The sequence below is a fragment of the Chitinophaga sp. genome (assembly GCF_039596155.1).
Taxonomy (GTDB): Bacteria; Bacteroidota; Bacteroidia; order Chitinophagales; family Chitinophagaceae; genus Chitinophaga.
Window position 1 is genome coordinate 43,388 of the sequence record NZ_JBCNKF010000037.1, and the last position, 13,087, is coordinate 56,474.

A 13,087-nucleotide genomic window follows, 5' to 3' on the forward strand; every position below is an offset into this window, starting at 1 on the left:
TACCCAAACAGCCGGCTGCAACTGTTACATTGCAGCCAGCAATTTGTGTCATACCGATTCCTGTTTAATGGTTAGAATCCAGGATTCTGGTCACTGGGCCTGAGTGAGCGGTTCAGCTCAAATTCCCTTGCTGAAATAGGGAACAATAAGTTCTTGTCAGAAATATTAGCAGTTGCATTACTATTATATGCCTTTGTTTGTTCAATCAGTTTTCCTGTTCGCTTCAAATCACACCAGCGCCATCCCTCAAATCCCAACTCACGCATACGCTCTTTTAGCAACTCAGTACGCAACTCGTCCTGACTGGGTGTATGTCCAAGAACATTCTCCCAATTGTCAAGCCGGGCACGGTTGCGTATGATATTCAGATAAGGGAGTGCTTTGCCTGGCTGATTGAGCTCGTTGAGCGCTTCTGCATACATCAGAACAGCATCTGCATATCGCAGGAAATAGAGATTACGGGAAGACAATCCCCCATTGAGTGACTTTCCCTGCGTAATATCAAATTTCTTAACATGCGGTTTCGTTACATCCGCCCACCACGAGTAATCAACGACATTACCATTGGCATCATAAAATACATACCGGATAGACGCATCCCTGCGTGTGTCACCCTGTTCAAAAATATTATCATAGTAATCTGTCGGTATTACAACGTGCCCACCGCCACCAGGGTAGGTATTGGCAATCGTCCACGCACCCAGCGTATTAGCCTGTCCATTTGTATTACCATTTTCGTTTGAATACTGAATTTCGAATAGCGACTCCTTATTATTTTCATTTTCTTCCCTGAACAAATCAGCATAATTTCCCATTAAGCCGGTCGTGGTAGCCGTCATCAGCGGCTGCAGAACAGATGACGCACTGTCATAATCCTTATGGGTCAAATAAACCTTACCCAGCAGCGTACGTGCAGCCTCCGCATTTGCATGTCCCACTTCTGCCGTACCCTTTGCCTGCAAGTGATCTACAGCAAATTTCAGATCGTTGACAATGAGCGCATACACCTCACTTTCAGTGCTACGGGGCTTCCCTCCATTAGCATCAGCTACAGGATCTTCCTGATCCGTTGGCATGGGTACACCACCGAAAAACTGTACGAGTTTAAAATAAAATACGGCGCGCATAAACTTAGACTCTCCTATTAACCTATCTTTCACTTCCTGCGAAGTAGCAGATGAGGGGATATAACGAATGGCCTCATTGGCATTGGCGATACCTTTATATAAAACGTTCCATACACCTTGTACTAACTGGTTCTGAGCCGTCATCAGGCTATTGTAACTATTGATGCCGTCATAGTGCTGCCAGTAACCACCCCAGGTGGGGACAAAGGAGGATGTTTTTGCTTCGTCAGTCCCTACAATACCCACAAAATAATAGTCCCCACTATTAAGTTCCATCATCTTCCGGTAGATACCGGTCACGCCGGATATGGCGCCCTGCTCTGTCTTATAAAGTTGTTCCGGTGCTACAAAAGTCTCCGGCGTGATATCCAGTTTCTTGTTGCATCCCGACAGGAACCATGCTAGTAAGATAGTCGCGAGTATATAGCGTGGTAATAATATTTTCTTCATGTTGTTCATAACAAGGAAATTTGAATAATTAAAAACTTGATTGTAGCCCGAAAAGGAAGGTGCGGTATCGTGGATAAGTATCATACTGGCCCACCCCGATTTCCGGATCAATGCCCTTGTATTTAGTGAACAGGAATGGCTCTGTTGCCTGTGCATATACACGAAGAGACCCGATCTTCGTCCTTTGCAAAATAGCAGGCGGAAAATCATATGCGAGCGTAATATTGCGTATACGGATAAAATCGCCTTTCTGTACTATAAAGCTCGACGTACCTGATGGCAATGCCCTGAGCGAGCGTCCAAACTGGTTGGGACGTGGTACATCTGTATCTGTATTGTCAGGTCTCCAGTAGTTCAGCCCTTCTTTTAAAGTCCTGGTAGCTGTCTTACTGGAATAGTAGAGGTAGTCCTGGTAAGCCTTGTTGGAAATATCATGTCCATAGGTATAGTTGGCAAAGATGGTCATCGATACCCGCTTATAACGCAAATAGGTCCAGATACCGCCCCATCCCTTCGGCGTTGTACGGCCAACGATGGTCCTGTCATATTGGTTAATAATGCCATTATGATCGAGATCCCTGACCTTCAGATCTCCGGGACGCGCCTGCGGATTGAGCGAAAAATCATCTCCCTTTTTGTAAAGCCCGTCATATACATAATCTACAATAAGACTATTCGGTGCTTCTCCTACCTTCAGGTAAGGGCTTAAAGAATCCACACCGGGCAACAAACGGGTGATCTTCGTCTTAAACTTAGACCAGTTTACATCCATCTGCCAGTCGAAATCCTTTTTCCTGATAAGATTCAGCTTCACTGCCAGGTCAATACCACGGGTATTCATATTGGAAACGTTGATCCACTTGTTGTCAAACCCCTGTGATGGTGCCAGCGGATTGTTCAACAACAGGTCCTTGATGTTCTTATTGTAGTAATCAAACGTTATGCGGATAACGTTATTGAACGCGGCAAAATCAAACCCTGCGTTAAACTGCCCCTGGCTCTCCCACTTTAAGTCCGGATTACCCTGTGTACTTGTACCCAACTGGAAACCCGAAGTTTGAGAATTCCCATTATAGGGATAAGCAGCCGGGTTCATCTGGGTATAGGTCGCCGAGATCGGGATCTCCTGGTTACCTACAATGCCATAGCCCACCCGGATCTTCGCATCATTGATGACTGCCTGTGTTTTCAGGCCGATAAACGGTTCATCAATAATACGCCATGCACCACTGACAGACGGGAAATAACCGTACCTGTTACTTGCGCCAAATCGTGAAGATCCATCCCGGCGCATGGTTCCATTAATAATATAACGGCCCTTAAATTTATAAATAACACGGCCCAGTAGTGAAGAAACGGACCAGTTAAAATAATCACTCGCAATGACATCCCTACTGCTGGCAAGGCTCATATTCTTATAAGTCAGATCATCTGTTGGAAAACCAGAAGCCTCCTCATAATTCCACTCCTGCCTTCTTTGTTGGTAAGTTGCACCTGCGAGAAAGTCAAACTCATGCCTGGCAGATGGCGCATAATGGTAAGAAAGCGTATTTTCCCACAGGTAATCCCTCCAACCGAAGTTTTGTATCTTTGCGACCCCTTTTTTTCCAAAACCGGTGCTGGTAGTACGGGGATAATATTCAAAACGCTGATCCTTATAGATGTCAACACCAAAACTTGTTCTAAAAAGAAGGTCTTTGACGATTTTATACTCTCCAAAGACATTGCCGAGAAAACGGTCATCGACATTATGAACAGGTGATTGCGTCAGCGTAACAGGGTTATTGAAAACCAGGTTGCCACTTGATGGATCTATGTTAGCCGAAGGCTTACCAGTTGAATCATAGATAGACATCAGCGGACTAATTGTAAGGGCATTATAAAACGTCTCATTACTGACCACATCATTCTTAATATGGGACACGTTGGTATTCACGCCTACTCTTAACTTAGCACTCACCTCAGATTCCATATTTGCCTTCACGGAGTAACGGACAAAATTCGACCCTTTAATGATACCATCCTGATTCAGATGATTGCCACTGAGGTAAAATTTATTTTTCCCAAAACCATTGGAAATACTCAGGGTATGACTGGTTTGCGGCGCCGTCTGTGTAACAGCTCCCACCCAGTTCTGCCAGCGACCTGCTGCCATATTCCGCCTTTCATCTGCATTGAATAATAAAGAATCAAGACCTGGCCCCATTGGCCATGCCACCGGGTCCTCATCACTAAGGCCTGCGCGGCGCAGGTTCACATAGTCATTGATATTGTCAACAAAATCGTAGGTTTTGACCATTTTCTGCAGGCCAAAGTATGCATCATAGTTAACAGTGGTCTTACCACTACTCGCCTTTTTGGTAGTAATGATCACAACACCTTCTGAGGCCCTGGATCCATAGATAGCAGCAGCCGATGCATCTTTCAATACATCAATCGATTCCACATCATTGGGATTGATTTCACGCAGATCATAGGTCACCACCACACCATCTACTACGTAAATGGGTCCGGTGCCCTGTGTAATGGTATTAATACCACGAATACGAACATTGGTACCAGCTCCGGGCTGATACCCGGCAGTCACAACCTGCATACCCGGAATACGTGCCTGTAAAGCCATGTTAATATTAGTTACAGGCAGTTCCTTTAACTCCTTTCCGGACAGGCTGGAGATGGCACTGGTCACATCCTTCTTCTGTTGCTTGCCGTAACCAATCACAACTACATCGTTGAGTGTTTCGGTTCCCTTTTGTAATAATAATGTAACTGACGTATCAGTCTCAGGTACAGTAATCGTCTGACTCTTGTAGCCAACATAACTGATAATTAAAATAACTTTGCCCGACACCTTCATGTCAAAGCCGCCGCCCGCATCAGTCACCCGGCTTATGGAATTGTCTAATGTTCGCACCGAAACTCCCGGTAGTGGAATACTGCTTTCTGCATCACTAATTCGTCCCCTTAACTGCCGCTGGTTTTGTGCCTTCACATTGGCAACAGCCAGCAAATGGATAAATAGAAGTAGGATCGATGTCCTAACAGGAATCAATTGTGGCATAAAAATGTTTGTTCAGTTCTTCAAAACGTATACAGGAATCTGTTTACAATATTCGTATTACTCCCATTTCAGAAAAATAGCGATTCATGCAAAAAAGATGGACATTTGTATGATTTTACAAATCACCAATGTTTCAACATGAAGGAAAGGAAAACACGTAAAAAACAGGGGTTTAACGGGCAAAAGCTGATTATAATACCCGCAAAAATCAGAAAAGAAATACTGAGTAATGATCCAATTACCCGGCAGATCTATGTCACTGATATCGGGTATTATCCCAAGGCCTTCCAGCATTATATCGACCGTCCTAATGGCAGCGATCAGCACATTATTATCTATTGCGTGGAAGGAACCGGGTGGGTGACCATTCAAAAGAAAAAGATAACTGTCCCCCCATCCAGCTGCATGATTATACCAGCGGGTACGCCACATAAATACGGGGTGGGAGAAAATGATCCATGGACTATATACTGGGTCCATTTTAAAGGGGATATTGCCACATTTATCGTGGAGCTGATCACACAAAATGCAGAGAACTATTTACCCCGCCTCTCCTATCATGAAAACCGCATTCGTCTCTTTGATGAAATCTATCTAAGCCTCGAAAACGGCTACAGTATTGACAACCTTCGATATGCCAGTATGCTGTTTCACCATTTCCTTTCATCGTTGCTATATGGGGAAAAATACAATTCTACAAAATCCGTTGAACCACAGGATATGGCTGCTACCACAATTGAGTATATGAAAATGAACTTATTTAAAACCCTGACATTACCTGAACTAGCCGATCAATGCCAATTGTCTATTTCCCATTTCTGCACCATTTTCCGGCAAAAAACCGGGTTTGCACCGATCGAATACTTTAACCATTTAAAAATTCAGTATGCCTGCCAGGAACTGGCCTTCAGCAAAAAGAAAATCAAACAGATAGCAGAAGAACTGGCTTTTTCTGACCAGTATTATTTTTCCAGGATCTTCTCCCAATATATGGGCACATCCCCCAGGGAATACCGGAAAGATTCGGCAAATAAAAAATAATCGTAGAATAATACATGTTTTATTGACATTTATTACCCACAGATACGGCCCTATCAAATAAACAGATACTCTTAACAGCGGTAAGAGCAGAAGATGCCGCTAACTGCTTTACATAGCGTGGTCTATTTGTCACTGTTCCGAAAATAACGTCCGCCCGGAGAGGTAACGGTTTACTCATTGTATCAGGTATCTTACCTTAAAGTATTATAATGAACCGGTACAAAAACGGTTAAAAAAGAAGTCTGATAGTAGTGATGGATGATTCATTAAGCCACAGCAGCCTGTTTAGATCTAAAAAACTGAATTTCCTCCGCTGTCAGGTTACGCTTGCCCAACATGATCAAAAACCGCGAAGGTGCTTTTACCTCAAGGATAACTGATCCGCTTAAGAAAACAATGTTTTTAACCCAGTCCCAACCTTTGTGTTCAACCAGGTCTTTATTCCTATGCCTGATCACTATCTCCTCGTCACCAAATTCCACTACTGCATCGAAATTGAATAACTTCACCAACCGAACTGTACTAACGTGATATAACGGTACCAAAATAAGCATACAGAAAGCAAGGAAGTAGATGACGCCTGATACCTCCCAGTTAAAGCCGTTCAGGGGCACTACATAGGCAATTGCATAAAAACTAATTAAATAAAGCCACATGCTTTTCCTGAAAAAGAATATCATTTTCGATTGTAAGATGGAACGGTAACTCGATTTTATTGGTTTAACAACTAGCATGGTAATATAATTAATCTGAAATTCCGGCCGCAACCAGATTCAGCATGAGCAACTAAAGATGTCCATTCAGGAACAAGTAGAACAAATGCAAATATAATTCCTAATTTAATTTACTCAAATAGCATCCTGTTTTCTTTCGTTTACAGGTGGCACCATAGCCACCCTGTCATGAAGACTCCTGGGGCTGCCAGCTATCAGGTACCTGCATTTTCCGCCAGCACCTTCTTCAATTTGTCTAAATCGTTATCTAACAAGTCAATCGCTGCATACACCAGATTCCCCTTCTTATCAATCACAAAAAAAGTAGGATACCATTTTACCTGGTAAAGATCCCAGATCGTATCATCATTCAATAATTCCAGCCCATTGACCACCTTACAATCCGCAAAAGGATCTTTCTCATTGAATGGGGCGGCCAGTGTAACCGTGGCCGGTTTTTCCGTAGTATAGATCGGCTTCGAAGACCATTGATCACCTGTTTCAAAGGCCGCCAATATGTTTGCATAGACGGAATGGTAGTCACCGGATATGGTCACTTTATTACCGTGCACTTCACCTGGGATAGACTTATAACCACCTTTCAAACGATAATAATAAAATTTCATGTCGTGGGCATGTGCACTATCGGGCAGGACAAAGGTTACTTCAAATTTTTTCTGTCCAAACAACAAACCCGGGCCAACAATAAAGATCAAACAGGTAATGATCTCTTTCATAAGGGTATAATTTGGAGCAAAAGATAATTTAATATTTTATAGCGGATAGTTATAGAATTGCTAAATTACCTGCTGCTCCAAAGATTTCTTTCTTAATCAGTATGCTGGTTTCAGCCCCCCACTTTCTGCTACTTACTTTTCAAGTTGAAAGCCTGCTACAATCCGTGGCCTGTTCACTGCGTTCGCAACATTGAATCCCGTCGCATACATCCACCGGGTCATCTTTGTCAGCTTAACGATATCGATCGTCGCAGCTTCGTCAGCCGGGGTATGATAACGGGGATGCGTGAGCGTGGTAAAGAAGATAGCCGGGATATTCTTTCTCACATATGGCAGGTGATCGCTGCGGAAGTAAAAACCTTCAAAATGAGTAGCCTTGTCCCACGCCGTATCCAGTTTAAACTTTGGTCCTTTCTCATTTTCTGCCAATGCTATGTTTGCCAGATCGGAGGAGTTCAGGTGTGGGGGTGTAATCCCCAGTAAACCTGCACTATCCGGCGCATTCATACCAATCATATCTGCATTCAGCACCGCCACCATTGATGATGCCGGCACGGTCGGATGTTCTGCAAAATAATAGCTACCCAGCAATCCACGTTCTTCTGCCCCATGCCATACAAATAAGGCACTCCGCTTTGCCGGTTGTTGATGAAATGCACGGCCAATTGCCAGCAGCGCTACACAGGCAGTGGCATTGTCATCTGCACCATTTAATATTGAATCTTTGCCTGGCTCAATAGTACGCACCCCATCATGATCGGTATGACCGCTGAACAATACGTACTCATTTGCCAGTACAGGATCTCTTCCTTTTACTTTCGCCACCACATTCACAGATGGATAAGTGAATGCTTCGCTATAAATATTTGCCTGCAAGGTCTGGTCAGGCATACGCACCAGGTCCAGCGCACCAGCTCCCACCCAGATAATAGGAATACCATTGAGCAGTTGGCGGGATGGCCGGCCTTCTATCCGGTAAGTACCACGCATCCGGTCCTGCACAGCGCGTGCCCATGCTTGTTCCGCCCGCCCATCCGATACAAACAGGATTGCCTTTACACCTTTGGCAGCCAGTTGCTGCGCCCATTTCTGTACCACGAACGATGCATATCGCCAGGGAATTACTTTACGCGGGTCTGTCAGGCCCTGTGCTGTGAACTGCAGCGCAACTACCTTTCCGCTCACTGTCGCTTCATCTGCCTTTTCCGGGTCGGTTACAAATACAATGCGGGCATCCACGTTAGCAAAGGTGGGTTCCCACACGATTACATCTTTCCAGAGATCAAAGGTACGCTGACCGATCTTAACCGTACTCCGGTTACCCACACGTTCGCGTAGCAGCGAATAATACTGGAAGTAGGAACCATCGTCACCAGCAGGTTCTAAACCCGCTTTACGGGCTTCTTCGGCTATCCAGGCGGCAGCTTTCAGTTCATCGGGTGTACCTGCCTCCCGGCCCCTGAAATGGTCATCAGCGAGGGTGAACAGATCCCGCTTTATCTCTTCCTGTTTGATAGCATCGATAGCTGCTTTCTTCGCCTGTGCGTTTACCTGTAAGACGAAACTGTAAGAAAGGACAAAAGAAATAATAAAGAGATCTTTTCTCATAAGCAATTATTACGATTGATTAACTGGTTGCAAATAGAACGAACAGGGTTTTATAGATACCGCCCTTCTTATTTAAAATGTAAGCAGTTTCGCCTGCTCCGGAATGATGAGTCTGACCTGCAAAGGATTGTATGCCTTTAGCTGTGTCCTGATCAGCTGCTCACGGTTACCACCGGGTTTGATATGCGTAACGACGATCGGGAAACCTTTCAACGCCGCTGCTCCCGCCAGCGAGGCGAGATCCTGTAATTCAGACATCAGCCAGCGGGGTGTGAGATGCCCGAACAATTGTTTATCTGGTTGCTCATTGGCAAAAGACACTTCTATAAAGATTGCCTTTAATTGCTTTGCCTGTAATAAGGGGGCTGCCTGTTCCCAGAGCAGGTGCATTTTATCAGCATGCTCCACTGAGTCGGGCCCGGTATCCCCCAGGTAAAGTACATATGCATCCTGGTGACGGATCAGGAAGGCTGTGCTCTGGTAAGGATTAGCATGACTGAGCGGGAAAGCGGTCACCTGCATATCTGTATGCTCCAGGGGCACTTCCCTGCCAGGCGTTAACACCGTATAGTGGTACTTCCCAAGGGCTGGCTTTTCCCCTTCGTTGGCAAAATTGGCCCAGCTCTTCCAGCTGAAATATTTATCCTTCAGGATATTGAGACAATCATCCAACCCGTAAATGTTTTTCGTACTATCGTCGGGTGAATTGATGATCATACCGGCCAGGTGATCAAGATGGCCATGAGAGATCAGGAAACCTTTAATATTCTTTTTCAGGATCTCACCCGCTGTACCCTGTAAGAGCCTGGCCTGTACGGCCTTTTCAATACCGTAATGGACAGTGCCTGCATCCAGGCATACATATGCGTCACTCCCCTGCGGAGCAATCATATAAGACGACAGGTTGCTTTCATCCGTACCGCCCTTCACACCCAATGGTATTACTTTGAAAGATGTTTGTGCAGCAGCAATCTGGCAGCACAGTATTAATACAATAAGAACTGACTTCATGATTATTTTTCTGGTAATCGAATAATATGTTCCCAATTCAGCGACCCTGCAAAATCAATAGTTATTTTCCCCGGTTTCCCGGCGTGCTATGTCAGCAACTGCAACCAGCATATTACCGTATATGGTTTCTCTATATCGCAGCGCATCATCCACCAAAAGCTCATGGTTCCGGCTATAATTCGCGGTTATACAAATAAGCTTACACCGCTTTATTCCATTTTGGAAATGCGCCCAGTATATCCTGGTGCTGTCTCAGTAAAGTGCGCTTTAACACATCCGGGCAATCAGTATAAGTACCATCACAGGTCACGTACCATTTTATATTCAACGCTTCCATATTCTCCCTGACCATTTGCTTTTTCCAGGCGATATGTGCAGGTGTTTTTCCAAACTGGTTGCCATGAATGATTTCCTCCTTCAGTCCGCCTTTCTTTACCGAAAGGGAACCATCTTTCTCAATTTTACCGGCACTGCCAATATAGACCAGTTCAACTCTGCCTTTCTTTAGTGCATAAATGACATACACACCACTCTTATCTCCAGGTGCATTGCACACCGTTTGCAAATCCTGCGCCGGCGTAAGAAAGAAATGTCCCTGTGCCGTATACTTATTTAAAACATCAAACATGGCGCAAAGATAAGTAATCAGGCACTTACTGCGCCGCTTTAAGGTCACGCTCGGCTTTAAGGTCACGCTCCACTTTAAGCATTACCCATTCAGCAATAGGGATGGAAATGACAATGAGGCAGGCGGGAAGGTTGGAGAAATACTCCCTGGCGAAAACCGCCAGCGGTTGCTTTTCTGAGATAATCTCTTTTAATTATCTTTAGCTGTAAATGAACTGTGGATGGAAGTTATATCAACCACTCCGGCCGCCAGAATCATATAGAATTCATATCTTAGATACATGAAAGATAATAAGAAGGTGTTATTATTTGATACATTAGCTGATCAATACCGGTACAATAACCTACCTACTGATCTTATTCACCTCAATTCCGAATTCACTATTTTCAACCTGGCGGACCTGAAGCAACCCATGCCTTTCAGTTTGCCCATCAGCCGTCTCAACTTCTTCGTTTTTGGCTTTATGAAGCAGGCGAAAGGGAGTTATACCCTGGATCACCATACCTTCGAATTGAAGCCTTATACCATTTATTTTACCAACCCTGGTCACTATCGCTCATTCCGGCATGAAGAAATTACGGAGGCCTACCTGATCACTTTCAGTGAAACCTTCCTGAAGGAATCTATCCACGGGAATATCTTTGATGAATTTCCTTTCCTGCTGACAGAAACAGTACCAGCCATGACGGTAGATAAAGACACTTTTGAACAGTTTGAAAGACTCTACCTGCAAATCCACCGGGAATATATCAGCCAGTCTCCTTTCCGGAAAAAGATCATCGTCAGCCTCTTTTTTGCCCTGCTGCTAAAGTACAAGGAATACTTCTTCATGGATTACAATGCAATTTACGAGGGAAATCGCGGGTCAGAGATTGTGGTCACCTTTAAGAAGCAGCTGGAAAAACACTACCGGGACCTTGCCAGCGGGAAGGCCACCGAAGTATTCAGGATACAGGACTATGCAGATGCACAGAACCTTCACCCCAATTACCTGAGTAACGTCATCAAAACCAAAACCGGTAAAACGATCGGGACCTGGATTTCCGAGAAGTCGATCGCCGAATCCCGCTCCCTGTTACAAAATACCAATCTCCCTATCAAAGACATTGCCTACAGGTTAGGTTTTACGGATACCGCCCACTTTAGTAAGTTCTTCAAAAAGCAGGTAGGCACCTCCCCGGTCGAATACCGGAAATCTTAAGATTATACAAAACATGCTTTATCAGCTACTTTATTGACGGCCCATCCTACTACTACCTTTGATATAAAAAAAGAATAGTATGAAAATGCTGCATAGTAAAGTAGCGCAACAGCCTCGCGCCTCGCCGGTTAGCGGCATGCCTGTCGCTTCCCGGCACACAGCTGCTGTGCCCAAAGTGATAGCTGTTTAATCACGGAATAGCTATGTTCATATAACCATGCACGTTCCGGTAAGAGCATGCCGGTGGTTATAATACACAACTGATCAGCGCAATGCCTGCGCAATGAAACAACTTAAAATAAAAAGCAATGAATTCGTTAAAAAATAAAGTAGCAGTAGTAACAGGATCTGCAAGGGGTTTGGGCAAAGCGATTGCTGAAAGATTTGCCGCCCTGGGTGCGGATATCGTGATCAATTATTCAAAGGATGCCACCAGTGCAGATGAGGTAGTGAGCACCATCAAAGCAATGGGTGTAAAAGTAATCGCGGTCAGAGCGGATATCAGTAAACCCGCAGAGATAGCACATTTATTCGCTGCCGCGAAGCAACAATTTGGTAAAATAGATATTGTCGTAGCAAATGCCGGCGTAGAATTAGTGGATGTACCGGTAACTGCATTTACAGAAGAGCAATACGACAGGCTGTTCGGCATCAATACCAAGGGAGCATTCTTCACCCTGCAGGAAGCAGCAAAGCATGTGGCAGATGGCGGCAGGATCATTAATATCGCTTCCAGTACCACCCTATTCCCTTTGGAAGGCATGGGGTTATATGGAGGTAGTAAAACGGCACCTAAGTACCTGGTAGAGGTGCTGGCAAAGGAAATTGGAGGCAGAGGCGTAACTGTTAATTCTATCATTCCGTATGCCGTAGATAACGCAGGTATTTTTACAGACCCCCATGAGCCATCCATTGAATGGCTGATAGCCGCCAACCCAATGAAACGGCTGGCAAAGGTGGAAGACGTGGCAAATGTGGCGGAGTTCTTTGCAAGTGATCTTGCCTCCTTTGTAAACGGGCAGCACCTGCTGGTAAACGGCGGGGCAAGTCATTAGCGACGGGGCCGGTGTCTCATTTTTTTACATGAGACACCTTTATTTTTATTTCATTTTCATTGTTTTAATTACATTTACGGACAAAGTTGATGCGGGCGGATATTCCGAACGTTTGATCTTTAAGCAAACCGTTACCAATGAGATCCAAAAAAGAAAATGTAAGAGAGGTATTTCCTGCAACGATCGACAGACTAATTGAGCGGGCCCAGGATGCCGGCAAAACCTTGACTGAAGCCGACATAGCTGCCGAACTCGGTATACCGATGGATACATTTAATTTTTATTATAAGAAAGATAAAGCGCCTGCTGAAATCTTCGACCAGATGCGAAAAATCTATAAACAGTTTATTGGAACATTGTATATAGAGCGTGTAGTCCTCACTGATGACTTTGAAGACAGCGAAGAAGACGAAGAAGAATAGTAACTGTAAATCAATAATTTAAGTTCGTAAACA

11 protein-coding genes are annotated in these 13,087 nt (G+C 44.6%); 4 read left to right on the top strand and 7 right to left on the bottom strand.

Annotation, left to right across the window (positions count from 1 at the left end; translation table 11 throughout):
• Positions 1-71 precede the first annotated feature (71 nt).
• Positions 72-1,586: a RagB/SusD family nutrient uptake outer membrane protein gene (locus tag ABDW33_RS27000; RefSeq protein WP_343693221.1), complete on the bottom strand. Its 1,515-nt coding sequence runs from the start codon at positions 1,584-1,586 to the stop codon at positions 72-74.
• Positions 1,587-1,605: 19 nt separating this feature from the next.
• On the bottom strand, positions 1,606-4,638 hold the full coding sequence (locus ABDW33_RS27005; protein ID WP_343693222.1) for a TonB-dependent receptor: 3,033 nt from the start codon (positions 4,636-4,638) through the stop codon (positions 1,606-1,608).
• A 138-nt stretch (positions 4,639-4,776) separates the two neighbouring features.
• Between ABDW33_RS27005 and ABDW33_RS27010 the strand changes: the two genes are divergently transcribed.
• The gene (locus tag ABDW33_RS27010) at positions 4,777-5,679 is read left to right on the top strand and encodes an AraC family transcriptional regulator (protein WP_343693223.1); all 903 of its coding nucleotides are present in this window, start codon (positions 4,777-4,779) and stop codon (positions 5,677-5,679) included.
• Between the two features lie 266 nt (positions 5,680-5,945).
• On the opposite strand, the gene ABDW33_RS27015 is transcribed toward ABDW33_RS27010, so the two are convergent.
• The 5 genes from ABDW33_RS27015 to ABDW33_RS27035 form a co-directional block, all read right to left on the bottom strand.
• The gene (locus tag ABDW33_RS27015) at positions 5,946-6,335 is read right to left on the bottom strand and encodes a hypothetical protein (protein WP_343693224.1); all 390 of its coding nucleotides are present in this window, start codon (positions 6,333-6,335) and stop codon (positions 5,946-5,948) included.
• 272 nt (positions 6,336-6,607) lie between these two features.
• Complete coding sequence (locus ABDW33_RS27020; protein WP_343693225.1) at positions 6,608-7,129, bottom strand: hypothetical protein; 522 nt, start codon at positions 7,127-7,129, stop codon at positions 6,608-6,610.
• A 132-nt stretch (positions 7,130-7,261) separates the two neighbouring features.
• Positions 7,262-8,737 (bottom strand): M28 family peptidase, encoded by a 1,476-nt coding sequence (locus ABDW33_RS27025; RefSeq protein ID WP_343693226.1) that lies wholly within the window; start codon positions 8,735-8,737, stop codon positions 7,262-7,264.
• 72 nt (positions 8,738-8,809) lie between these two features.
• Entirely contained in the window at positions 8,810-9,748 is a 939-nt protein-coding gene (locus tag ABDW33_RS27030; RefSeq protein WP_343693227.1) for a 3',5'-cyclic-nucleotide phosphodiesterase, read from the bottom strand.
• A 199-nt stretch (positions 9,749-9,947) separates the two neighbouring features.
• On the bottom strand, positions 9,948-10,376 hold the full coding sequence (locus ABDW33_RS27035; protein WP_343693228.1) for a hypothetical protein: 429 nt from the start codon (positions 10,374-10,376) through the stop codon (positions 9,948-9,950).
• Between the two features lie 280 nt (positions 10,377-10,656).
• Between ABDW33_RS27035 and ABDW33_RS27040 the strand changes: the two genes are divergently transcribed.
• From ABDW33_RS27040 to ABDW33_RS27050, 3 genes are all read left to right on the top strand, one after another.
• Positions 10,657-11,577 carry an AraC family transcriptional regulator gene (locus tag ABDW33_RS27040; protein WP_343693229.1) on the top strand — a complete coding sequence of 307 codons (921 nt, stop codon included), beginning with the start codon at positions 10,657-10,659 and terminating at the stop codon, positions 11,575-11,577.
• Positions 11,578-11,885: 308 nt separating this feature from the next.
• Positions 11,886-12,632 carry an SDR family oxidoreductase gene (locus tag ABDW33_RS27045; protein ID WP_343693230.1) on the top strand — a complete coding sequence of 249 codons (747 nt, stop codon included), beginning with the start codon at positions 11,886-11,888 and terminating at the stop codon, positions 12,630-12,632.
• A 137-nt stretch (positions 12,633-12,769) separates the two neighbouring features.
• The gene (locus ABDW33_RS27050) at positions 12,770-13,054 is read left to right on the top strand and encodes a hypothetical protein (RefSeq protein ID WP_343693231.1); all 285 of its coding nucleotides are present in this window, start codon (positions 12,770-12,772) and stop codon (positions 13,052-13,054) included.
• Positions 13,055-13,087 lie beyond the last annotated feature (33 nt).

What these genes read in the sequence shown, in the direction of transcription:
- ABDW33_RS27000 (WP_343693221.1), bottom strand. Translation starts at nt 1,586, where the DNA reads ATGAACAACATGAAGAAAATATTATTACCACGCTATATACTCGCGACT.
- ABDW33_RS27005 (WP_343693222.1), bottom strand. Translation starts at nt 4,638, where the DNA reads ATGCCACAATTGATTCCTGTTAGGACATCGATCCTACTTCTATTTATC.
- ABDW33_RS27010 (WP_343693223.1), top strand. Translation starts at nt 4,777, where the DNA reads ATGAAGGAAAGGAAAACACGTAAAAAACAGGGGTTTAACGGGCAAAAG.
- ABDW33_RS27015 (WP_343693224.1), bottom strand. Translation starts at nt 6,335, where the DNA reads ATGTGGCTTTATTTAATTAGTTTTTATGCAATTGCCTATGTAGTGCCC.
- ABDW33_RS27020 (WP_343693225.1), bottom strand. Translation starts at nt 7,129, where the DNA reads ATGAAAGAGATCATTACCTGTTTGATCTTTATTGTTGGCCCGGGTTTG.
- ABDW33_RS27025 (WP_343693226.1), bottom strand. Translation starts at nt 8,737, where the DNA reads ATGAGAAAAGATCTCTTTATTATTTCTTTTGTCCTTTCTTACAGTTTC.
- ABDW33_RS27030 (WP_343693227.1), bottom strand. Translation starts at nt 9,748, where the DNA reads ATGAAGTCAGTTCTTATTGTATTAATACTGTGCTGCCAGATTGCTGCT.
- ABDW33_RS27035 (WP_343693228.1), bottom strand. Translation starts at nt 10,376, where the DNA reads ATGTTTGATGTTTTAAATAAGTATACGGCACAGGGACATTTCTTTCTT.
- ABDW33_RS27040 (WP_343693229.1), top strand. Translation starts at nt 10,657, where the DNA reads ATGAAAGATAATAAGAAGGTGTTATTATTTGATACATTAGCTGATCAA.
- ABDW33_RS27045 (WP_343693230.1), top strand. Translation starts at nt 11,886, where the DNA reads ATGAATTCGTTAAAAAATAAAGTAGCAGTAGTAACAGGATCTGCAAGG.
- ABDW33_RS27050 (WP_343693231.1), top strand. Translation starts at nt 12,770, where the DNA reads ATGAGATCCAAAAAAGAAAATGTAAGAGAGGTATTTCCTGCAACGATC.